The sequence below is a fragment of the Streptomyces lichenis genome, assembly GCF_023218175.1.
Taxonomy (GTDB): Bacteria; Actinomycetota; Actinomycetes; order Streptomycetales; family Streptomycetaceae; genus Streptomyces; species Streptomyces lichenis.
The window spans coordinates 1-20,846 of the sequence record NZ_JALPTH010000013.1 but is presented as its reverse complement, the minus strand read 5'-3'; the positions used below and the strand labels follow the sequence as shown (position 1 = coordinate 20,846).

The 20,846-nt window shown below is 69.6% G+C and carries 20 protein-coding genes and 1 pseudogene; 14 read left to right on the top strand and 7 right to left on the bottom strand.

Going from position 1 to position 20,846, the window contains the following annotated elements:
- Window positions 1–75: 75 nt before the first annotated feature.
- Window positions 76–1,188, bottom strand: a complete 1,113-nt coding sequence (gene rsgA / locus M1O15_RS14875) for a ribosome small subunit-dependent GTPase A (RefSeq protein ID WP_248634302.1) — start codon at window positions 1,186–1,188, stop codon at window positions 76–78.
- A gap of 1,312 nt (window positions 1,189–2,500) precedes the next feature.
- Here rsgA (M1O15_RS14875) and M1O15_RS14870 point away from each other — a divergent pair.
- Both M1O15_RS14870 and M1O15_RS14865 read left to right on the top strand, forming a co-directional pair.
- A complete protein-coding gene (locus tag M1O15_RS14870) occupies window positions 2,501–2,980 on the top strand; it encodes an HNH endonuclease (protein WP_248634301.1) in 480 nt (159 codons plus the stop codon).
- A 287-nt stretch (window positions 2,981–3,267) separates the two neighbouring features.
- A complete protein-coding gene (locus M1O15_RS14865) occupies window positions 3,268–3,993 on the top strand; it encodes a DUF4839 domain-containing protein (RefSeq protein ID WP_248634300.1) in 726 nt (241 codons plus the stop codon).
- Here M1O15_RS14865 and M1O15_RS31860 read toward each other — a convergent pair.
- Both M1O15_RS31860 and M1O15_RS14860 read right to left on the bottom strand, forming a co-directional pair.
- Window positions 3,917–4,399 (bottom strand): phospholipase D-like domain-containing protein, encoded by a 483-nt coding sequence (locus tag M1O15_RS31860; RefSeq protein ID WP_372499479.1) that lies wholly within the window; start codon window positions 4,397–4,399, stop codon window positions 3,917–3,919. The two genes, M1O15_RS14865 and M1O15_RS31860, sit on opposite strands and share 77 nt — an antisense overlap.
- Window positions 4,400–5,798: 1,399 nt before the next feature.
- Window positions 5,799–6,281 (bottom strand): ATP-binding protein, encoded by a 483-nt coding sequence (locus tag M1O15_RS14860; RefSeq protein ID WP_248634299.1) that lies wholly within the window; start codon window positions 6,279–6,281, stop codon window positions 5,799–5,801.
- Between the two features lie 330 nt (window positions 6,282–6,611).
- Here M1O15_RS14860 and M1O15_RS14855 point away from each other — a divergent pair, with 330 nt between their 5' ends.
- Window positions 6,612–7,235, top strand: coding sequence for a nucleotidyltransferase domain-containing protein (locus tag M1O15_RS14855; RefSeq protein ID WP_248634298.1), 624 nt, complete (start codon window positions 6,612–6,614; stop codon window positions 7,233–7,235).
- On the opposite strand, the gene M1O15_RS14850 is transcribed toward M1O15_RS14855, so the two are convergent.
- Genes M1O15_RS14850 through M1O15_RS14840 form a run of 3 tightly spaced genes read right to left on the bottom strand, consistent with a single transcriptional unit; the run spans window position 7,222 to window position 10,334 of the window.
- Window positions 7,222–7,680 carry a PPC domain-containing DNA-binding protein gene (locus tag M1O15_RS14850; protein WP_248634297.1) on the bottom strand — a complete coding sequence of 153 codons (459 nt, stop codon included), beginning with the start codon at window positions 7,678–7,680 and terminating at the stop codon, window positions 7,222–7,224. The genes M1O15_RS14855 and M1O15_RS14850 overlap by 14 nt on opposite strands.
- 27 nt (window positions 7,681–7,707) lie before the next feature.
- Window positions 7,708–8,709 carry an asparaginase gene (locus tag M1O15_RS14845; protein WP_248634296.1) on the bottom strand — a complete coding sequence of 334 codons (1,002 nt, stop codon included), beginning with the start codon at window positions 8,707–8,709 and terminating at the stop codon, window positions 7,708–7,710.
- A 59-nt stretch (window positions 8,710–8,768) separates the two neighbouring features.
- Window positions 8,769–10,334, bottom strand: a complete 1,566-nt coding sequence (locus M1O15_RS14840) for a helix-turn-helix domain-containing protein (RefSeq protein ID WP_248634295.1) — start codon at window positions 10,332–10,334, stop codon at window positions 8,769–8,771.
- A 156-nt stretch (window positions 10,335–10,490) separates the two neighbouring features.
- Here M1O15_RS14840 and M1O15_RS14835 point away from each other — a divergent pair, with 156 nt between their 5' ends.
- The 11 genes from M1O15_RS14835 (at window position 10,491) to M1O15_RS14785 (ending at window position 19,544) form a co-directional block, all read left to right on the top strand.
- Complete coding sequence (locus M1O15_RS14835) at window positions 10,491–11,252, top strand: hypothetical protein (protein WP_248634294.1); 762 nt, start codon at window positions 10,491–10,493, stop codon at window positions 11,250–11,252.
- Window positions 11,249–11,935: a dTMP kinase gene (locus M1O15_RS14830; protein ID WP_248634293.1), complete on the top strand. Its 687-nt coding sequence runs from the start codon at window positions 11,249–11,251 to the stop codon at window positions 11,933–11,935. Before M1O15_RS14835 ends, M1O15_RS14830 begins: the two co-directional genes overlap by 4 nt.
- Window positions 11,928–12,797, top strand: a complete 870-nt coding sequence (locus M1O15_RS14825; protein ID WP_248634292.1) for an isocitrate lyase/phosphoenolpyruvate mutase family protein — start codon at window positions 11,928–11,930, stop codon at window positions 12,795–12,797. Before M1O15_RS14830 ends, M1O15_RS14825 begins: the two co-directional genes overlap by 8 nt.
- Window positions 12,788–13,258: an NUDIX domain-containing protein gene (locus M1O15_RS14820; protein WP_248634290.1), complete on the top strand. Its 471-nt coding sequence runs from the start codon at window positions 12,788–12,790 to the stop codon at window positions 13,256–13,258. The genes M1O15_RS14825 and M1O15_RS14820 overlap by 10 nt, the downstream gene beginning before the upstream one ends.
- 5 nt (window positions 13,259–13,263) lie before the next feature.
- Window positions 13,264–13,929: a TylF/MycF/NovP-related O-methyltransferase gene (locus M1O15_RS14815; RefSeq protein WP_248634447.1), complete on the top strand. Its 666-nt coding sequence runs from the start codon at window positions 13,264–13,266 to the stop codon at window positions 13,927–13,929.
- Window positions 13,926–14,849 (top strand): NAD(P)-dependent oxidoreductase, encoded by a 924-nt coding sequence (locus M1O15_RS14810; RefSeq protein WP_248634288.1) that lies wholly within the window; start codon window positions 13,926–13,928, stop codon window positions 14,847–14,849. The genes M1O15_RS14815 and M1O15_RS14810 overlap by 4 nt, the downstream gene beginning before the upstream one ends.
- Window positions 14,846–15,712 (top strand): nucleotidyltransferase domain-containing protein, encoded by an 867-nt coding sequence (locus M1O15_RS14805; protein ID WP_248634287.1) that lies wholly within the window; start codon window positions 14,846–14,848, stop codon window positions 15,710–15,712. The genes M1O15_RS14810 and M1O15_RS14805 overlap by 4 nt, the downstream gene beginning before the upstream one ends.
- A 30-nt stretch (window positions 15,713–15,742) precedes the next feature.
- Window positions 15,743–17,626 (top strand): radical SAM/SPASM domain-containing protein, encoded by a 1,884-nt coding sequence (locus M1O15_RS14800; RefSeq protein WP_248634286.1) that lies wholly within the window; start codon window positions 15,743–15,745, stop codon window positions 17,624–17,626.
- Window positions 17,623–18,342, top strand: coding sequence for a 2OG-Fe(II) oxygenase (locus tag M1O15_RS14795; RefSeq protein ID WP_248634285.1), 720 nt, complete (start codon window positions 17,623–17,625; stop codon window positions 18,340–18,342). The genes M1O15_RS14800 and M1O15_RS14795 overlap by 4 nt, the downstream gene beginning before the upstream one ends.
- A gap of 92 nt (window positions 18,343–18,434) precedes the next feature.
- Window positions 18,435–18,596, top strand: coding sequence for a hypothetical protein (locus M1O15_RS14790; RefSeq protein ID WP_248634284.1), 162 nt, complete (start codon window positions 18,435–18,437; stop codon window positions 18,594–18,596).
- Between the two features lie 57 nt (window positions 18,597–18,653).
- Window positions 18,654–19,544: an aKG-HExxH-type peptide beta-hydroxylase gene (locus tag M1O15_RS14785; RefSeq protein ID WP_248634283.1), complete on the top strand. Its 891-nt coding sequence runs from the start codon at window positions 18,654–18,656 to the stop codon at window positions 19,542–19,544.
- A gap of 510 nt (window positions 19,545–20,054) precedes the next feature.
- On the opposite strand, the pseudogene rsgA (M1O15_RS14780) reads toward M1O15_RS14785, so the two are convergent.
- Window positions 20,055–20,543 (bottom strand): annotated as a pseudogene (rsgA, locus tag M1O15_RS14780) (GTPase RsgA); the annotation flags it as partial.
- Window positions 20,544–20,846 lie beyond the last annotated feature (303 nt).

Sequence of the window (20,846 nt, the reverse complement as noted above, 5' to 3'; positions counted from 1 at the left end):
GGCGGCGGCCGGGCCGGGGCACGGGTGGCACCCGCGCCCCGGCCCGGCCATGCCACGATCCGGCCCTCCGGCCGGTCAGCCCTGCCGGCCGCGCTTGGCCCGCAGCGCGGCGCGGCCGGCGGCGTGCTTGCGCTTGTAGTCGTCGCGGATCTCGGCGCGCAGCCGCGCGTCGGTCTTGGCGACGATCCACTGGTTCTCGCGCTGGAGCTTGCGGTAGCTCTCCAGCCGCCGGTGCGGCAGGGTGCCGTCCTCGATGGCCGCCCGGACCGCGCAGCCGGGCTCGGTCTCATGGGCGCAGTCGTGGAAACGGCAGTCCTCGGCCAGCGCCGCGATCTCGGAGAAGGTCTGGTCGACACCGGCACCCGCGTCGTACATGCCGACGCCCCGCAGGCCCGGGGTGTCGATCAGCACCCCGCCGCCGGGCAGCACCAGCAGGTTGCGGGTGGTGGTGGTGTGCCGGCCCTTGCCGTCGACCTCGCGGATGGCCTGGACGTCCATCACCTCCTCGCCGAGCAGGGCGTTGGCGAGGGTGGACTTTCCGGCGCCCGAGGTGCCGAGCAGCACGCTGGTACCGCCGCTGACCAGCTCGGCGAGCGGTTCCACGCCGTCGTCCTCGGTGGCGCTGACCGCCAGCACCCGCGCCCCGGGGGCCGCCGCCTCCACGTCCTGCACCAGGTAGGACAGTCCTACCGGGTCGGGGATGAGGTCCGCCTTGGTGAGCACCACGAGCGGCTGCGCGCCCGACTCCCAGACCAGGGCGAGGAAGCGCTCCAGCCGGCCGAGGTCCAGCTCGGCCGAGAGCGGCACCGCGATGATCGCGTGGTCCACGTTGGCCGCGAGGATCTGGCCCTCGGAGCGGGTGGAGGAGGTGGAGCGTACGAGGGAGGTGCGGCGCGGCAGGTACGCCTGTACGTACCGGGGGTTGCCGTGCGGCTCGACGGCCGCCCAGTCGCCGGTGCAGATGACCCGCAGCGGGTCGTGCGGGGTGACGAAGGCGGTGTCGGCGTGCACGGTGCCGTCGGCGGTGACCAGGTCGCAGCGACCGCGGTCCACCCGTACGACCCGACCGGGCAGCAGCCCGGTCTCGGCGTAGGAGGCGAACTCGGCCGCCCAGCGGTCGTCCCAGCCGTAGCGGGCGAGCGGGTGCGACGACGTGGCGGAGAGAGGCGACGGAGAAGAGAGATTCAAGGGGAACCCTTCACAGGGTGGCCCCGGCGGCGCGCTCCGGGCGCGCGAGTCGAGTGGGTGTCAGCCGGGGACCACGGGGGTGGGGACGTCGGACTTCTGAACGCGGGCAGCGCCCGCCACCGTGACAGTCATCAACGTCCCCTCCTCCTGCTGCTTCTCGACGAACCAACACCATGCCCTGGGCAGCGACACAGCCGCGCCCTGGAACGAGCAGAACCATAGCCCCGCCCCAGGGCACGGCACCACCGATTAAATTCGGGCCCTCACCTGTACGACGCCGACGACCAGCGGACCAGCGTCACGCCGCAAGTCTTACAGCATCCTGGACGAGGACCTGGGTCCTGCCGATCTCAACGACCGGTCGCCTGTAGCTCACCGCGATCCCGGAGCGCGTGGTGAACTCCACCAGTTCGTACCGAAGTACACGCCCGACCGGAACAGCAGCCGCGTCCAGTGCGGCAGCCAACGCGGGCAGCTCGACAGCAAGCTCCCACGAAGTCGACACGAGGGAGAACACACTCAGCGCAGGAAGGTCCGCCAGCCGGAAGCCGACCCGGACGGGATCCAATGCGGATACGCGTGGCCGATCCGCCCTGGCGTCGTCGAGCTTCCGATCCCGACTGGGGCTGTAATGCGAGTGGAGAGCCATGGTCTTCCTCCGGCAACGCGATGTTCAGAGGCTTCAAGGATCCGATGCCCTCGCTGGTTGGCGTAGCAGGAATTCACGTGTAGAGAGATGTCAGCTCGCACGTCATGAGGTCCGAGCCAGGTCTGATCAGTTCCACCAGCACCGCGATCTCAGCGACAGCTCCGCTGCACGCCTACCCCCCGGACAAGCCCCCTTGCCGTAGCGCGCCCGCACCTTGTGGTCTCCATGCCTCGCGACCGCGGTCCGGGTCGTCATTGTCATGTCCTTCCGCCCGGCGTGACCCCGATGCAGTCACGCACTGGCTCTGAACACGAGACCGACAGCCGTCCGCCGAAGGCGCGCCGGAACAGCTCGAGGCTGCAGACGGCCACGCATGGCAATGGCGACCAGGTTCGCCGCGGACACTCGGTGCAGCCAACGCCTGACGGCCCTGTCCATGTCCCAGAAGGCCATCAAAGCGGCGGAGCCACCCGACAACGGCTCCGATGCCCCGGCACGCCGCTCCAGGTGGCGCCAATGCGGTACAAGATCGCCCGTGCGTACCTCTGTGCACGTACGCTGGAGGCCTCGGGGCTGATGTACAGGAGTGGCAGCATGTTGCGCCGTACCGAGAACGTCTCCGTCAGTTTTGCGAGGTCCTGGCCAGGCTCAAAAACGGGACGCATGATCATCCGCATTGGGAAGACCACATTCCGCAGCAATCGGAACGATCAAGCAAACTTCGACGAGTCGCAAGAGATCCAGCGCCACGCACCACTCCAACTGCTCACCCATGGCGATCGCACCTACTGGCAGTTCCAGGACAGGTTCTACTGGGAGGACGACCACCTGACCGACGCTGATGTGCACGCACTCCTCATCAACAGGCAACAACGCGAGCGCCAGCGAATCGACCGGGCCAGGGCGATGGTTGCCATGAGGGAAGAACCGCGGACTGCAGCCCGCGGACACATACCCGACGACGTCAAGCAACTCGTCTGGCAACGCGACCGGGGGCGCTGCCGACGCTGCGGCGCAGTCACTGAACAGCAATACGACCACATCATCCCGGTCGCCATGGGCGGGGCCAGCGCAGCAGAGAACCTGCAGATCCTCTACGGCCCCTGCAATCGACACAAGGCCGCTGGCCTGACCACGTATTAAGAGGTTGTCTCGCATGGTGGTTCAGCTGCTCGACCGCGCTCGTGAGGTATGGGTGGAACTCAGCGGAAAGATTTCGCACCTCCTCGCCGACCCCGTGCACGGTGGTGGTCTAGGAGTGCCACTCCTCGGACGACGCCGGTCGTAGATGCCCCACGTCAGGTAGACAGCCTGGTGCGGACGTGGGAAGAGTGCATGCCTTCGCAGACGTCGGTAATGCCGGCTCGCGGAGTCCCCTATGCTCGCGGGGCAGTTGGTACGAACAGCTCAGTTAAGGGGCGGGGAGCCGCATGGCCGACGAGATCAAGTACGAGTACAAGACTGTGCAGACAGTACGGGGCACCGACAGCTTGGTGATCTCGAAGATGCAGAGGGACGGCTGGGAACTCGTGGAACGAGGCCAGGGCAGGCTTCGCTCCACCCTCGAATTCCGTCGGCCCAAGAAGCCGCAGCCGTGGCTGCTGATCGGAGCGGCGGCCGCGGCTCTCGTGACCCTCGCCATCGTCATCGGCGTTGCCGCCGCACTCAGCGACGAAGACGAGAAGACGGACGTGCCGGGCAGCTCAACGGCTGCTGCAGGCGAGAAGCCCGCCACTGCACCCTCTCCAACCACGGCCGAGCCGGCTGCCGCTGAGGTGATCACGCCTCGGAACAACCCGGAGTTCGCGACACTGCTGAAGGCGGACTCGTGTAGCGAAGCGAACCGGAACTTCGCGACCAGACACAAGGGCCAGACCATCGCGTTTGACGGCTCGATCGTGGACATGGCACCCCACGGGAACTACAAGACCCGCTACGACTTCCTCCTAAGCCCCGGCGACGAGGGACCGAACACGGCGGTCGGCCCGAACTTCAAGTATGAGGACGCCGGCATCTCTGACCTGGAACTGACTGGCAAGAAGATCCCCGCCACCGTCGGCGAAGGCGACAAGTTCCGCTTCATCGCCGTGGTGGGCGAATACAACGCGGCCCAGTGCCTCTTCTTCCTCGACCCGGTCTCGACGGAGGTCCGGTAGTCAAGCGGGGACCCGCCACGGAATGGCGGGGCCCCGGCTCCGCCTGTGAGGAAATCTGTTCGTACAGAACCTCCTGCGCCTCCCGCAGCTCGCGCTCGACGGCTTCGGTGAGGTTCGGGTTGTCAATGAGGACGCCGAACTCGACGTTGTTGTTCTCTGCGCTCCAGGAAAAGTTCGCGCTGGTGACCAGCAGGAGGTGGTGGTCAATGGCTGGGAACTTGGTGTGATTGCGGACGTACCTGCCGTCGAATTCCTTGGTTCGCCATACCTCGGCCGGGCCAGGTGCGCGGCGACCTCCGTGGTGGAGGGGGGCGTGTACGGTCCATTGCCTTCGGCGGCCCGGGTGTCCATGTAGACGCGGACGGCGACGCCGTCGCGCTGCGCGGCCGTCCGAAGTGACGTCCAGAGTGCCGAGCTGCGCTGGAAGTTAAAGGTCGAGCACTTGATCGCGTGGCGGGCACTGTCCACGAGGCGGGTGACCGAGGTGGTGAGTGGCCCGCTCCGGGTGAGGTGTCCAGGCATGGTCCACAGCGGTGACAGTGTGGGGAAGGGCCCGGGCACCCTCGATCGCTCGCAGGACGAGTACCTGCTGGTACGTCGCTCCAGTGTCTCGGACGATCGCCTCCAGTAGTCGCCGGACCTCTGCTCGCTGGCCGACCGCGACGGCCTTGAGCGCGGTGGTCAAGGTGTCGCCGTCGACCAGGCGTTCCGCTATGTCCTTTGCCTCGGTTCCGGTCAGAAGCCGGCCGAGCTGCCGTGGCGCGTCCGTGTCACTCATGGGTTTGGAAGGAGCCAAGGTCGCTGCCGGGCAGGTCGAGGAGGAATCGGCGGTCGAGGAAGCGGTTGGCGCGCTCGCAGGGGGTCTCCGAAGCCATGACGCAGCAGTGGCAGGCGGCGCCGTGGAGAAAGTCCTCGGATCTTGCGTGGTGCGCTTGGAGCAGATGGGGTCGGAAGGTGGTCGGCGACGGCGGCCCGGTAACGCGGGGGCATCCAGGCCGACAAAGCCTCCAGCGGGGGAGAAGGTCTCGGGCTCACCGGCCCGGGCTATCCGGTCCTGAGTGTCCTCGCCGAGGGTCAGCGGTTGGCGGTGATGGGTCCTCGGTATAGGCGGCAGCGGCACCGGCCGGATTGGTCCACGCCTGGTGGACGGACACGTTAGACGGGAAGCCCGGCCGCGCCAACTTGCCAGAGCGCAATAGTGGCCTCGTTGACCATGCTGGTCAGCATGATCGGGGTGCTTGGGGTTGGCCGCGAAGTTCGCTGGCCCGGCGCAGATGTGCTCCGGCGCGATGCCCTTGCTCGGGAGCTTCTTGGTGATCCGGCCGAGGTGGCCGATCACATCGCTCGGCGGACGGTCGCCGCAGGCGGCGACGTACTCGCCGACGAGCTGGTTGGCCGAGACGCCATCCGCGGGCGCCATGCGCCCCGTAGGGACTAAGGATCCAGGATCCTAGATCCAGGCGCCGAGCCCTCCCCGAGGCTTCGAGGAGGATTCGGGGAGCCCTCGGCGAACGTGCCCTGACCTGCACTTTTCAATCCCTCGTGCTATCTGACGCCGACGATGTCACCGAAGGTGTCCTGTCGGGCGGCGAAGACCTCGCCCGTGGGTTCGCGGGGGTCGCGGCGACGGGCGCGGCCGGATCGAGGCTTCGAGGAGTGTTCGGCGAAGCCTCCTCGAACCCTCGGAGAGTGGTGGACGAGTCCTCGGCTACCAGGCTGGCTGATGGACCGTAGGCATTGGTAAGCAGAGCCCCGCCGCTCCGGGCACGTGGAGTTTCTACGGCCGTCTCCCGTCGAAAACGAGTTCAGTCACTGTCCTTGCATGGAACTGGCGCGCCGCCAAGCCCAGCCAGCACGATCCAGGCGGCCTTGGTGCCGCGTTCCGCGACGCGGAACCCCCACTGTCCCTGGGCCAGCTCGTTCACCATGCGCAGTCCTCGTCCACGCTCGACAAGGACCCTGCCCCGCTCCTCGGCCGGTTCGACGTCCGAAGGCGACGTGGCACCGCTGTAGAAGCCTGCGGGGAGCGGAAGGTCTCTGTCATAGATCTCGCAGATGTACCTCCCGGCGGCCGAGCAGACGTGCATCTCGTACGGGCCGCACGCGTGCTCGTGTGCGTTCGCCACGGGCTCCGAGACGGCCAGGGCGCCGTCACTGATGAGGTCCCCAGACAGCCCCAGGTCCTTGAGGACACGTCGCAGAACCGCGCGGGCTTTGCCCGTCGAGTTGGGAGTGCGGTCGGTCCAGCGGTACACGAGGCCGAGAGCGGCGGATGGCGCGCTGATCATCGGGCGACGGACCTCCTATAGGTGACGACGATGGCCTACTCCCGGGGCTGCGACGTGGTCGCGGAAATGCGGCCAGTACGCCGCTGACAGACATATGGCCGCAGGAAGCATCTGGCTTCGGGCACGCGGCCCCGGAAGGATCGTGGCTCAAGCACCGGCCACGAGGCCGGTCGCGAGTCACGTACTCAACGATGGATGTTGGTGTCCCTGGTGCTCATGGGCGTTTATGAGCACCAGGGGGTGCGAGCGGGCGACAGGGTGCTCTAGCGAGACCGCCGACCCGGCGCCGGCCTTCGCCTCCGCGACTCTGATCACTGGGAGTATGGGCAGGTGAGTGCTGACGTGTTGGGACGCTGGGTGCCGGATCGCCCCGTAGATGTGGCCGCGATCTTCGCCAAGGCGGACTTCCCTTGGTGGATCGCCGGTGGCTACGCGATCGAACTCGCGGTCGGCCGCGAGCTGCGGGCACACGGCGATCTCGATGTCCTCGTCCTCCGGCGCGACCAGGCCCTCGTACGTGGCTTGCTGGCCGACTGGGACCTATACGTGGCGGACCCGCCCGGCCAAGGGGAGCTTCGACCGTGGCGTCCTGGAGAAGTCCTTCAGCCGCCGCTCCACGACATCTGGTGCCGCCACACACCCAAGGCGCCTTGGTCCGTGCAGCTCATGCTGGACGAGGCCGAGGACACCCAGTGGGTATCGCGGCGCACCCCAAAGATCCGGCTTCCGATCGGCCAGCTCGGACGCACGACCGAGACGGGCATCCCGTATCTCGCGCCCGAGGTGCAGCTCTTTTACAAGGCCAAGGCGACCCGGGACAAGGACGAGACCGACTTCGAAGCAGTACTGCCGCTGCTCGACGCCCCGGCACGTGTCTGGCTGGCGGACGCGATCAAGGTGATCGCGCCCGGCCACCACTGGCTCCGCCGGCTCCTGCCGGTCAGCCGAACGTGAGCAGCGGGACGTCGTAGAGGTCGGGGTTCCGAGGCCGGGTCATCGTGGGCGAAGTGACCTCCACGATCAGCAGCTCGCTGAGGAACTGCACCTTGGCGCTGAGGAGGTGGCTCGTCCTGCCGTCGGCCGAATGGGCCTTCAGGCCGACGGAGACGTGGATGTGCGGGAGTATCCCGCCGGTGGCGGGGTCATGGGCGAGGGTGCCGGCGCCGAACGCCTCGACGTTGGTGACGTACGTCTTCGCCCAGACCGGTGCGTCCGGGTCAGCGAGCTTCTCGCAGGCACCCACGATCTCGGCCTCCGCGAAGGCTCCGATGAACGAGGGTATATAGCCCTGCCGTACGCCGTTGTCCCGGCAGAAGGTGGACAGCGCCTCGAAGAAGTCCTCCCCGTGGTCGAAGGTGACGCCGAAGGTACGGCCGACGGTCAGCTCGTGAGCACGCATGCGCGGGTGTCTCCTGATGGGGTGGGATCAGCGGGCGGAGGCGGTGGTGAAGGTCTCGCGGACAGTCGCCCCGTCGGCGCCCTGGGCGAGCAGGGCCTGCAGCAGGAGCCTCGCCTGGTACGGGCCGAGGTCTCCGGCACCGATGAGCCCGCGGCCGAGGAGGTCCTTCTCGGAGCCGGGGAAGCCGTACGTGTCGGACAGGACGGGTCCGTTGCCGATGCGGGATGCGAGGACCACGGGGACGCGGACCACGAGCTTGGTGAGCCCTTCGACGAGGCGCTCCGGGACGTGGCCAACGCCGAAGGCCGCGACCACGAGTCCGTCGCAGTTGCCGTCCCACAGGTCGAGCAGGGCTCCGTCATCGCCGAGGGTGACGGTATAGAGCCCAACTCGCGCCTCACGGTCGGGGGCGCCGACCAGCGGTCCGCGGCGCGGCAGGCCGCTCACCATCCGCACCCGATTCTCCGCGACCCGCGCGATCGGGCCGCACGCTGGTGAGGCGAAGGCGGCGGGGCTGGTGGTGTGGGACTTGCGGACGGTCCAGGCCGAGTGGATCTCGTCGCCGAGTACGACGAGGCAGCCAGCGCCCCGGAGTACGGGGTCGGCGGCGGCCAGGACGGCGGCGTGGAGGTTGGCCGGACCGTCGGCGCCGGGCAGGGTGGGATTGCGCATCGCGCCGGTGACGACGACCGGCTGCTCGTGGCCGTGGTAGAGGTCGAGGAGGAAGGCGGTCTCCTCGATGGTGTCGGTGCCCTGGGTGATGACGACGCCGTCGACTTCCCCGGTCTCCAGCTCCGCCGCGATCGCGGCGGACAGGGCGGTGAGGTCCTCGAAGGTCACGGAGGCGCCAGGCAGACGGCGGAAGTCCCGCACCTTGAGGCCGATGCCGCTCGTGGCCAGGGCGGGTACCGCGGCGAGGAGCTCGTGGGCCGAGAGCGCAGGTACGACGCCTCCGGTGGTGGGGTCGGTGGTCATGGCGATCGTGCCGCCGAGGGAGAAGACCGCCACGTTCCTGACCGACTCCGTCATATCCCCTGCTCCCCTGACCGGACGCCGCCGAGCGCGGCCTCGCGAGTGGTTCACGCAGGCTATCGGGTCGGCACCGTCCGGGTACGCAAAATGATCACCAGCTGCTCGGCCACGAACCGGCAGGCGGCCTCCAGCCCTTCGAGGCCGAGCAGCCGGCTGCGCGGCCGGGCGAGCCGCTCGGTGCCGACGGCCGACAGCTGTGCGCACCGGCGACCGAGCCAGGAGGCGTCGAGACCGAGGTACTCCGCGGTTGCCGCGAGGCGCTGTCCGGCCTGCTCGGCCGCCGTGGCCGAGTGGTGGCTGACGTGGCCCGTCACATCGGCGAACGTCCGCAGGGCTCCCGGCCGCGCGGTGACCGCGAGGTGGGACGCTCCATCGGTCCGTACCCATGAGGCAATGACGGCGCGGCGCCCGTGGGAGAGCGCGAAGCCGTCGGTGTGGGCGAAGCCCCCGTCATCGGTCACCCAGGTGCGGATGCCGGAGGACTCCATGAGCGCGATGGCGAGGAACAGCAGAACGCGCTCGTACGCCGGCGAGGCGGCGACCGCCGTCTCGGGGACACAGAACCCCCGGCCACTGGTACCTCCCGGTCGCCGGGGTGCCATTCGTTCGAGGTAGCGGTACTTGTGCCGGAAGAACAGCCACGTGGCGGCCTCCTCACCGCGCTGTTCCCTGGTCCAGAAGACGGGTGCGTCGCCCAGGTGGTCACGGTGGCCCAGGATGTACCGGGCTGCGGTCTCCGAGCCGATGAGCATCCGGGAGACTTCGGTCAGTCCCTGAGCGGAGGCGATTGGCGCGCCTGGGGAAGCGGTGAGCGAGGCCAGCGAGGTGTGCAGAGTCTGGTCGTCGCCGAGCAATGCCGCCTCGAATCCCGACACGGCCCACAGGATGCCGTAAGTCAGGTCGTCCAGTTCGTACGCGGCGGGAATGTCGACCGGGTCGGAAGCGGTGGCGCGTACGCCGCTCGGTCGAGCGTCGGTGACGAACTGCCGGACCGTCCCGTTCACCGTGCGGTTCGCGACGACGACCGCGCGCATCGGCATGGTGCGCCAGGCATCCAGCTCCGGGCGGGAGTCGAGTCTCAAGCTGTCCCCAAGGAAGGAGGCCGCGGGAAGAGTCAGCACGGGAAGCGCCGTCGTCGAGACGGACCGTCCTGCGGGTAACAGAAGCTGGCCTGGTCCTTCGGGCAGCGCCGCGTATCCACGGGCTCCAGTGTTCGCCGTTCCCTGTCGGCCCGCGGAGTCCGGGATGTGCGGATCGGCCGTGGGCAGGAGCCCGAACAGCTCGTCCGGAACTCCCAGCGCATCGGTCCACTGGACGAACTGCCGTCGGTCGCGGATCTGTTTGAGCCCGCGCTCGAGTCTGCTGACCTCGGCCTGGTCGATGCTGACCATCCGCGCCACGCCGGCCTGGGAGAGGCCCGTGTGCTTCCTGAACAGCTTGACGACGGTGCCGAGTTCCCATGCGGCCACGGCTCGCCGGACCGTCGGATCACGCCAGAAGGCCGGGTCGGCCCGTCGGGCGGCCGGCCCGTCCTGGCACGAGGCGCATCGTGTACCGGCGTTGAAGCGACTGAGAAGGGCACAGCAGCGCGTGCACCGCCGCTGCTGTCCGCTGTCGACCATGGTCGGCATTCTCCCTCGCTCTGCGACCTCCCGGACACGTTCCGCTGGCGGGGCTCATAAACACTCATAGGCGCCTGCCTTCGTGGCGGCCATCGTGGTGGGGCACCACCGATCGGAGCCGCGTGCCGCGACTCCCCGGACGTGAGGATTCGACCTGTGACCTCCTTGACCCTGCCGCCCCGGCCACCCGGTTCGCCGCCGCTGGCCCATGCCTGGCAGACGCTGGCGGACGGGCTGCTGACCCAGCGGCTCCATCTCCATCTCGACGAATGGCGGGCTGCCGTCGCCGAGAAGAAGGCGCTGCCGGACGTGCCGGGCGCCGATGTCTCCGTGCTGGCCCAACGCCCGTCGCCGCTGCCGGGTGGCGACGAGTCCGCGATGGCGCTGCTGGAGGACGCCGGGCTCGGCTTCTGGTGGGATCTGCCCCAGCGGCACGGAGCGGAGTCGCAGATCCGGCGTGGGGCACTTCACCGCGCCGCCGACACCGCTGCCCAGAGTATCCTCGCGGAGCAGTCCGGGGCGGCTTGGTCCGACGCCGTGACCGCTGTGAGCGCTGCCGGCGCGTGGTGGGTGGGCTTCCTCGCGGTCATTCGCCACCGCGGGGTGCACCACATCACGCTGGAGCCGCACCCGGGCCCGCTCCATGAGCAGGCCCTGGGCACCGCAGTGGGCGTCGTGACCCACGGCATGGCCACGCGGGTGCTGGAGGCGGCGCTGCGTGACTCCGACGACGACCCGGCTCTCCGCGCGGCGTACTGCCGGGCCATCGAGGTCGGAATCTGTGTCGAGCCCGAGCTGCCCCGCCTCATCGACGAGTTGGCGGAGCTCCGGCTCGTGGACCTGGTGTCCACCACGGCCCGCTGGCGGGGCCGCTTCACCAAGTACGCCGGCGGCACGGGGGCGGGGCAGGTCGAATGAACCACCGCTATCCGTTCATCGTCATCGAGGGGCTCGACGGCACCGGCAAGACGACGCTGCGCAAGGGTCTGTTCCGTCTCTGGGAAGGGCTCTACGGCGTCACCCCGCTCTGCATGCTCACCACCAACTTCCTCGCCGCAGACCAGGCCGCCGCCATCGTCACCGGCAAGTACCAGCCGAACGCCGGGAGCCGTGACGCCTACCTGTCCGCGATCGCGGCGGACAAGCGGGCCACGCTGGATCGCCTCGTGCTCCCCCAGCGGCCGGCCCGGCCCGTGATCGCGGATCGCTGGCTCCTCAGCGAGCTGGCCTTCTTCACCGTGAAGCACGACATGAGGGTGTCGGAGACATACGAGGCGCTGGCCGCGCAGCTCACCGCGGCCCCGGATCTCACGCTCGTCCTGGACCTGGAGACCGACACCTCGATGAGCCGGGCACAGGCCCGACAGGGAGACGCCGTCCGGGCCGACTGGGACGTGCACGACGTCCAGATCCGGGTTCGCGATACCTACGAGGCCGTGGTCACGAAGCCCGACGAGTTCCCGCTCCTCGGCGACGTGGTCCGCCTGGACGCCCGCCGGCCCCGGTCCGAGGCGCTGCTCGCCGCCTGGGACGTACTGCGCGAACGGCAGCTGGTACCGCCCATCACCGCCCACACGGAAGGAGGAGAGACCCATGGCTGACGACACGAAGGCGATGCATCTGCGCAAGGCCCTCGACGACAGCGAGCGGAAGCACCCGCTTCTGGCGATCGGTGCGGTCAACGCGCTCGCCGCGCATGTCGCGGCGGAATCGGGCTTCGACGCCCTGTGGGTGAGCGGTCTGGAGGTGTCCGCGGCCTCCGGGCTGCCGGACGCCAACGTCCTGGGCCCGCGCGACCTGTCCGACGTCGTCGCCTCACTCGGCCGCGTCACCGAACTGCCCGTCGTCGTGGACATCGACAACGCGGGCGGCTCGGGGCGCACGGCGGAGCGGTTCGCGTACGACCTGATGCGCGCCGGAGCCGCGGCGGTGTGTGTCGAGGACAGCGCGTACCCGAAGTGCAACAGCTTCGCGGCCCACCGGGCCCAGAACCTCGCCGACCGGGACCTGCTGTGCGAGCAGGTGGGGCGCATACGGAAGATCGCCGGTGACGGCCTCGTGGTCGTGGCCCGCACCGAGGCCCTGATCGCCGGTGAGGACATGGCCTCGGCGATCGCCCGTGCCGAGGCGTACACCGAGGCCGGAGCGGACGCGGTGCTCATCCACTCCAAGGACGCGACCGGTGAGCAGGCGCGGGCTATCGGGCGAGCGTGGAGTCACGGCGTGCCGCTGGTCAGCGTGCCGACGGCGTTCCCCGACCTGAGCGCCGCCGAACTCGGCGAGGCCGGCTTCCACCTCTGCATCTACGCGAACCAGCTCAGCCGTGCCGCCCTCGCGGGTATGCGCGCCGCCGCCCGTCAGTTCCGGTGCGGAGGGAGTTTCCGTTCCACCGTCGCGGGGTCTCTGGCGGAGGTCGGCGACCTGATGCGCGTCGGCGAGCCGGAGGCGCTGTCGTGCCTCTGACGCCCGAGCTGCCTCGGATCAGTGTCTCCGTGAAGGCGGCGATCGTGCGCGACGGCGCCGTCCTGCTGCTGTCGTACGACGACAAGGCCGGGTTCCACTACAACCTTCCCGGCGGCAAGGCCCAGGTCGGCGAGGACCTGCGCCAGGCCGTGAACCGCAAGGTCGCCCAGGAGACCGGCCTGCAGGTCGTGGCCCGGCGTCTGCTGTACGTCGTCGAGTACGTCCCCGAGTCGTGGAAGGGCGAGTTCGGGGACGTACAGAAGGTCCAGTTCAACTTCCTCGCGGAGCAGGTGGACGACGCAGAGCCACGCATGCCGGAACCGCCGGACCCCATCCAGGTGGGCTTCGAGTGGGTCCCGCTGGAACGTCTGGGCGACGTGTACCTGCTACCCCGGATCAACCACCCGCTGTCCGCGGCGTTGAGCGGGGAACTCGCCGACCCCTTCGTGGACAGGTGGTGACCTTCATGGATCCGACGTTGAAGGATCTGCGGGAATGGCTACTACGGGAGCACGCCGGCACGGTCTGTGCCGACCGGCTCCGCGTGATCGCCGACGAGCTCGCCAACCTGATCGCCCGCGGTCTGCAAGGCGCTGTGGTGGAACTCGGTTGCTACAGGGGCGCGATGGCCTTCTGGATCCGTAGCGTGCTCGAATCGCTGGGCGACCACAAGCGCGAGATCCATGTCTACGACTCCTTCCAGGGCATGCCCGTGCCCGGCGCCGAGGACTCGGACCATCTGGCGGCGGGCGAGCTCCGGTCGTCCCCGGACGACGTGCGCGCCACGCACGCGGCCTGGGGCAGGCCGGCGCCGGTCATCCACCCGGGATGGTTCGACGAGATCCTTCCCAAAGAGTTGCCCGACGAGATCGCGTTCGCCTACCTGGACGGCGACTTCTACGACTCGACCCTCACGGGACTCAAGCACTGCGTCACCCGCCTGGTACCGACAGGTGTGCTGCTCGTCGACGACTACGCGGACACGGCGGTCAATCCGCGGGCCTGGGACGGGCTCCCGGGGGTGAAGCGCGCCTGCGACGTGTACTTCGGCGCGCCTTCGCCCGTGACCGTCGTCGCCGGCGAGGGCGATCTCGCCTTCGGCCGGTACGAGAAGCCGGAGTTCCCCGGATGAGCGCTGTCCTGGTGCTACGCGGTGCGGCGGACGCGAGCGCGATCCGCCGCGCCCTGCCCGATGTCCTCGTACACGAGTTGCCGAACCTGGACTCGCCTATGCCCACCGACACGGCCGTGCTCGTCCTGCGCTCCGGCATCCGTGTCGGCGAGAGGGAGCTGGACGCGCTCCCTCACCTGCGGCACGTCGTACGGGCCGGCTCCGGCATCGACCACATCGACGTGAGTGCCCTCCGGCACCGTGGCATCACTCTGCACCGCAACGCCGAAGCCGGCGCGGGCGCCGTGGGCGAGTGGGTCCTCGCTGCTGCCCTCACCCTGGCCCGGCGTATCCCTTTGGGGCAGCACGCGCTGCTGCTCGGCCAGCACGAGAAGCAGGCGTGTATGGGGGCGTCACTCGGCACCCTCGCCGCGGGCATCTGGGGCGCGGGCCCGGTGGGGCTGGCCGCCGACTGGGCCCTCGCCCCCTTCGTGGGCCGCACGGCCTTCGCCGCGTGGCCGTCGAACCCTCCCGGTCTGCGGGAGCTGTCGGCGACAGCCCTCATGGAGCAGTCGCAGGTACACGTGATCGCTCTGCCGCTGCGTCCCACGACCGAACAGCTCATCGGCGAGGACTTCCTCGCGCGCGTCGCTCCGCAGCGGCCTCTGCTGATCTGCGCCGGGCGGCTGGAGACCCTCGACGTCGCCGCCTGCCTGCGGGCACTGGCGGACGGAAGGCTCTCGGGCCTTGCACTCGATCCGGTCGAGCGGGAGCACCTGCCGCTCCTCACCGGCTCCACGACGCCGCTCAACCTTCTGGCCTCGCCCCACATCGGCGCCCAGCGCTCCGACGTGCGCGGCGCTCTCGACCGATGGGCCGTCGATCTCCTCAAGGAGATCACCGCTGACAACACGATCCTGATCGAAGGAGGCCACCGGTGAACCCATCGGCACGACTGCGCCGGGAGATCGCCGACAGAGTCGCCCGGGCGCTGGTCGCGTCCGGCGAGGCCCGCGAGGTCTGGCTGGAGGGAGCCCTCGCCTGTGGCTTCGCCCACGCAGCCAGCGACATCGACCTGCGTGGCATCGTGGACGGCGAGCTTCCGGCATGGAAGTCGCGCATCGTGGACGGCGTCCGGGTCGACCTCCAGCCGACGGCGCCGCAACGGGCCGAGGAACTCCGTCACCTGCTCCGCTTCTTCGATGTGCGCTGTGGCGACCTCGGATCGTTCCGCCGGGTACGCGCCTCGATGCACGACCTCATGTGTCTGCGTACCGCCCTCTCGTACAGCTCCGGGCGCTGGGATCCGGTACTCGCTCCCGGGGAGCGCCAGGGCTACCGACGCTGGGCGGTCGCCGACCAGGCCGAGGTCGCGGCGAGTCTCGCGGAGGACCTGACCGGCCTCGTCGAGGACGGCCTAGCCGAGTCGGCCGGCGTCGTGTGCCGGAAGCTGGAGACCTGCCTCACCGCGCTCGGTTGCGCGGCGGCCGGCCAACCGGTACTGGGAGACAAGTGGCTGCCGCTGCTCGCCGGCGCGCAGCCCCGCCCGTCGATCGACCCGGCTCACGCAGAGACGTGGGAGTGGTTCCGTCCGGTTCAGCGAGGCGTGACGAGAGCGCTTCTGGACTGCTGGCCCGTCGACGACCCGCTGCAGAAGCCTCCCCATCTTGGTGCCCCTGACGCCGGCTGGCTGCCCCAGCGGTACGCCGACGGGTGGTTCCTTCACCGTGGCGACGTCCACATCCCCATCACCGGCGGGCAGCTTCTCGGGTGGCTGTCCACGGTCTCCACCGATGGCGCGTAGACCGCGCCTCTCCTCCTCCGGAGTCCTCTCATGCCCGTCACCCGCACCGCCTCCATCGACCTGGAGAGTCTCTACGCCCCGCTGTCGCGCACCGGGCCGGACACGGCCGTCTCCGTCATCCTCAAGCTCCGCGGGGAGACCTGCGACATCGACTGCCTGTACTGCTTCGAGAAGCGCAAGGAGTCACCGGGCGGCGCCCGGATCAGCGCGGAACAGGTCCACCGCCTCGGTTCGATCTTCTCCGGGCGTCCGCTCAGCGTCGAACTCCACGGCGGTGAGCCTCTGACCGCCGGCCGGGAACGGATCGCGGAGATCCTGGACGCGCTCGGCGCACAGCCGAACGTCATCCGCGTGAGCCTCCAGACCAACGGCCTCCAGCTCGACGACGCCTGGCTGGACCTGTTCGAGCGGCACTGCCCGGAGCTGGAGATCGGCATCTCCCTCGACGGGGACGCGCTCGGGAACTCGTGGCGCGTCGGGTACGACGGCCGCCCCACGTACCCCCGAGTGGTCGAAGCCCTGGAACTCCTCGGCCGTCGGGAACGCCGCGTCGGCGTCATCTGCGCCGTCACCCCGTACGTCCTCGGCCGGGCCTCCGAGGTCATGGAGCACCTCGCCTCCTTTCCCGCCGTGACGACGGTCAGCCTGGTGCCGTGCTTCGACGCGGCGGTCACCCGTTCGACCACGGTGGCGGGATCCCGTACGCCGACCAGCCGGGCACTCCAGCGACGGGCCATCGGCCCCACCGGCCCGGCCTGGGCCGTCACGCCGCGTCAGTACGCCGACTTCGTGCTGGAGGCCGGCCACCACTGGGTGGCCGACGGGCTGTTCCGCCGCGTCAAGCTGGAGCCCGTCGTCTCCGTCATCCGCCGCCTGAAGGGTCTACAAACCCGTTCCTGTCACTTCTCCGACCTGAAGTGCGACCACGTCCTCACCCTTTATCCCGATGACCGCCTGGGAAGCTGTGACGAGCTGCCCTGGCCGCAGGCCGGCCTGGCCGCGCTCGGCAACGTACACGCCGAGGCCGACGTGGCCGGCGCCCAGGGCAGGTCTCCCCTGCTCCGGCAGGCACGCTCCCTGATCACGAAGTGTACGACCTGCGACTACCGCGACACCTGCGGCGCGGGCTGCCCGGCGGTCCGCCTCCGCTTTGCCGCCGCGGGCGACGAAGACGCGTACTGCGACCACCGTATGCGTCTGATCGACGGCATCACCACCCTGCTCGCCCAGCCGGATCTCCCGCCCGGTGCCTCCTGTTCCCGGCTGCACTGGCGTCCCGTCCGCCCCAACGGCATGCACCACGTCGGGGCGTTCCTGGCCCGCTGGGATGACCCCGCCGCACCGCGCCCGCCGGCACGCCTCCAGGTAAGCGCCCACGGCAACATCAACACGGTCGGCCTCCCCGGCATCCACGAGGCGGACGATCTCGACCCGCGACACCCCCAGTGGTACGAGGGCATCGAGCCCGGCGTCCTCCCGGTCGTCGACGCGCTCACCGCGGGCTGGAACACCGTCACCTATGACAGCTGCCAGGGCCACGCCTACGCCAACCTCGCCGGAGCCGAGCCCCGGTTCCTCTCGGTCGGCGTCCTGCCGCGCGACCGCGCCGAGTACGCGCGAACAGCCGCGCGCCTGTGCCGTGCCGCCAGCCGAGCCGAGTCCTCCCTGCCCGGAGCGTGTTCGCTGGTCCTCGGCCGCAACGAGCTCACGTGCCGCACCACCGGCCGGGTGTATCCGACGCTCGACCTCCATCTCGTACCCTCTGCCGGCACCACGCCTGCCGAGTACTTCGAGAACCTCACCGACGCCGTTCACGTACTCAAGGAGGCCCTGGCCGAAGCCGCCGCTGCCCCGCCGTCCGCCCTCTGCGCCTGCGCGGGCGAAGCCCACTCCAGCGATGGAGGCGAGCAGTGATCCACATCGCCGAGACGCTGTCCATCCGGACCGTGGAGAGCTTCCTCAAGCCGAACGAGATCGAGCGCCTCGACGACGTCATGGACGACGCACTCGGCCCCCTCGGGCACGACCGGTTCGGCGCGGGCCGCCATACGACCATCCACGAGATCCCCGGCCACTCCCCCGCCGAGGCGCAGGACGTCTACGAGCCAGTCGGTCGGATCGAGATGACCGACATCCCGTACGAGGCGACCGCCCTCCTCGACCAGGCCCTCAAGCTCCACATGGCCGCCATCACGCGCACCCTGCCGTCGGTCACCGGCCACCGGCCGTGGATCTACCTCGAATACGGCGCCGGTCAGTACATCACCCCGCATGCGGACGGCATCGCCCCCGATCCCCTCTCGCGTCCCCGGCAGATTGCCGCCGCGACGGTCACGCTCACGGACATCCAGGACACAGGAGGGGCGTTCTACGTGGAGACCACGGGCAGCGAGGCCGCCTGGACCGCCGACGAGGCGCCGACCGGGTCGGGTTACGTCCCGGGGATGCACTTCGCACACGACGGGGCGGACATGTCCTCTCCCTGGTTTCGCAGCATGCCGCGCACGCGATGGAGCGTCGCCCCCTCTCCCGGCACGCTCGTGGTCTTCGGCAGCCAGCTCGTCCACGGCACCGAACCGGTCCGCGCCGACCGCGTTCGTAAGTTCCTGACGCTCTTCGTCTCCGAGTAAGGAGCCGTGCATCCGTGACCGGCCCCCGCGGCCCGCCCGCACCAGCCCTTCGCCCCGACCCCCCGCCCCTACCTGAGGAGAGAGAGCGAGCAGTGGCAGACGAGAAGACGTTCGACGAGTTCCTGGAGGCGGTCGCGTTGCTGCGTGACAGCGACCCCGTGCGTACCACCGCGCACACCTCCAACGCGGCCACCGAGACCTGGCTGGCCACCACGGTGCAGCCTGACGCCGCTGAGCCCACCACCGAGTCCTGACCCGCCACGGGGTCGGGCCCGTCCCGGTCCGGCCCCGTCTCACTCCCGGAGCTCCAGATGAGCGCTCTCTCCCCGGAAGCCCTGGTCGCCCTCGGTGGCATCGCCGACCACCAGCGCCAACGGACCAGCCGTATCGCCTCCGTACTCGGCAACCGCCTCGGCTCGTCCGCGCTCGACTACGCCATCGCCCACCACCTGCTCGAAGGCGCCGAACACGCGGCGCGCGCCCGGGACGCGGACCGCCTCGCTTGGTACCGCCGTACGACGGTGCGAGACCTGACCCACCTGTCAGCTGGCCCGCACATCGTGCTCAGCCCGCGCCCCGCGGACCTGTTCCGCTCGGAGATCTCTGAAACGGCGTACTACCTCGTCCGCCCCAACACCAGCCCTGCCCTGCCCGAGGTCCACGGCCTCGTTCGTGCCGCCCTCGCCTCCGCGACCGAGCACGGCTTCGGCACCCTGCTCACCCGGCACGCCCCCGTCATCTGCCTGCTCAACCGTCGCCGACTCGACGAGACCCTCCACAGCTGGGCCCTCACCCGCCTCCCGGGCACCGTCTTCACCGACTACACCGCCCACCCCGAGGTCCTGGCCCGCGACCTCATCCACGAGGCCGCCCACAACTGGCTCAACGACGCCCTGACCGCGCACGACGTCAGCCTCCCCGCCGACATCACCTTCTTCTCTCCCTGGCGAGGGACCTCTCGTCCGGTCTACGGCTTCCTGCATGCCTGCTGGGCCTTCTCCCTCACAGTGCTGTACGCGCGGCGGGCCCGCTGCGGCGCCACGGGTGCTGTGGCTTCCTTCCTTTACGCCCACCTGCGCCAGCAAGAGAGCCAGTTCGCCTCGGCATTCGATTCGCTGGCTGAGGCACTCTCATACGTCCCCGCCGACGCGCTCCGTGATCGCGTCAGCCGCGCCGTCAACGAAGCTGTACTACCGGGGTAGCACCGGCGGGCTGACCACAGCTCGACGGTGTCCCGGCGGTCCACTCGACCCTTACGTGGCCGGTTCAACGAGTCCATCCGCACCATGGCCATCGCCATCGCGCTTTCACGAGTTCTGCCGACCTCGCCGCCGAGTAGATCGGCCGGCACCACAGATGAGCGACGCTCTCGCGCGGGCGTTGACTGCGTGCTGCCTCCCCCAGTGGCCGCCACGCGCCTGATGGCGGCCAGCGGTAGGGGCAGTGACGACAGCACCAGGGGTCGGGATGAGTGCGGCTCGGATGGTGGCGTCCCCAGCCCAAGATCATGTCGCGTGGGCCCAACTTCACAACTGGAACGATCCGTTAATCCGTTGCATCCCACGTCCTAGGGTGCCTTGCTGCGGCGCAGGTAGAGGTCGACCAGTTCCTTCGGGGTCTTCTCCGCCAGCTCCTCGGGAGAACCGTCCCGGAACTCCTCTGCCGTCTTCTTCGCCATAGTGCCCTCCTACCTCACAGATCCGGCCGCTTCAAACGGCATCTGTGCAGGTGAGGGCTGCTGTGTATGACGCGGCGCTCTCCCAGGCCAGGGCGAGGAAGCGCTCCAGCCGGCCGAGGTCCAGCTCGGCCGAGAGCGGCACCGCGATGATCGCGTGGTCCACGTTGGCCGCGAGGATCTGGCCCTCGGAGCGGGTGGAGGAGGTGGAGCGTACGAGGGAGGTGCGGCGCGGCAGGTACGCCTGTACGTACCGGGGGTTGCCGTGCGGGTCGACGGCCGCCCAGTCGCCGGTGCAGATGACCCGCAGCGGGTCGTGCGGGGTGACGAAGACGGTGTCGGCGTGCACGGTGCCGTCGGCGGTGACCAGGTCGCAGCGACCGCGGTCCACCCGTACGACCCGCCCGGGCAGCAGCCCGGTCTCGGCGTAGGGGGCGAACTCGGCCGCCCAGCGGTCGTCCCAGCCGTAGCGGGCGAGCGGGTGCGACGACGTGGCGGAGAGACGCGACGGAGAAGAGAGATTCAAGGGGAACCCTTCACAGGGTGGCCCCGGCGGCGCGCTCCGGGCGCGCGAGTCGAGTGGGTGTCAGCCGGGGACCACGGGGGTGGGGATGTCGGACTTCTGAACGCGGGCAGCGCCCGCCACCGTGACAGTCATCAACGTCCCCTCCTCCTGCTGCTTCTCGGCACATCGACGAGCCGGCACCCGTCACTCGGGAGCGGCTGAGCAGAACCGTAGCCCCACCTCGGAACACCGCGCCACCGATTAATCGCGGGGCCCTGCCGGACGTGCGCGACATCGTTGCAGGGTGCCTCCCGGTCATATCCG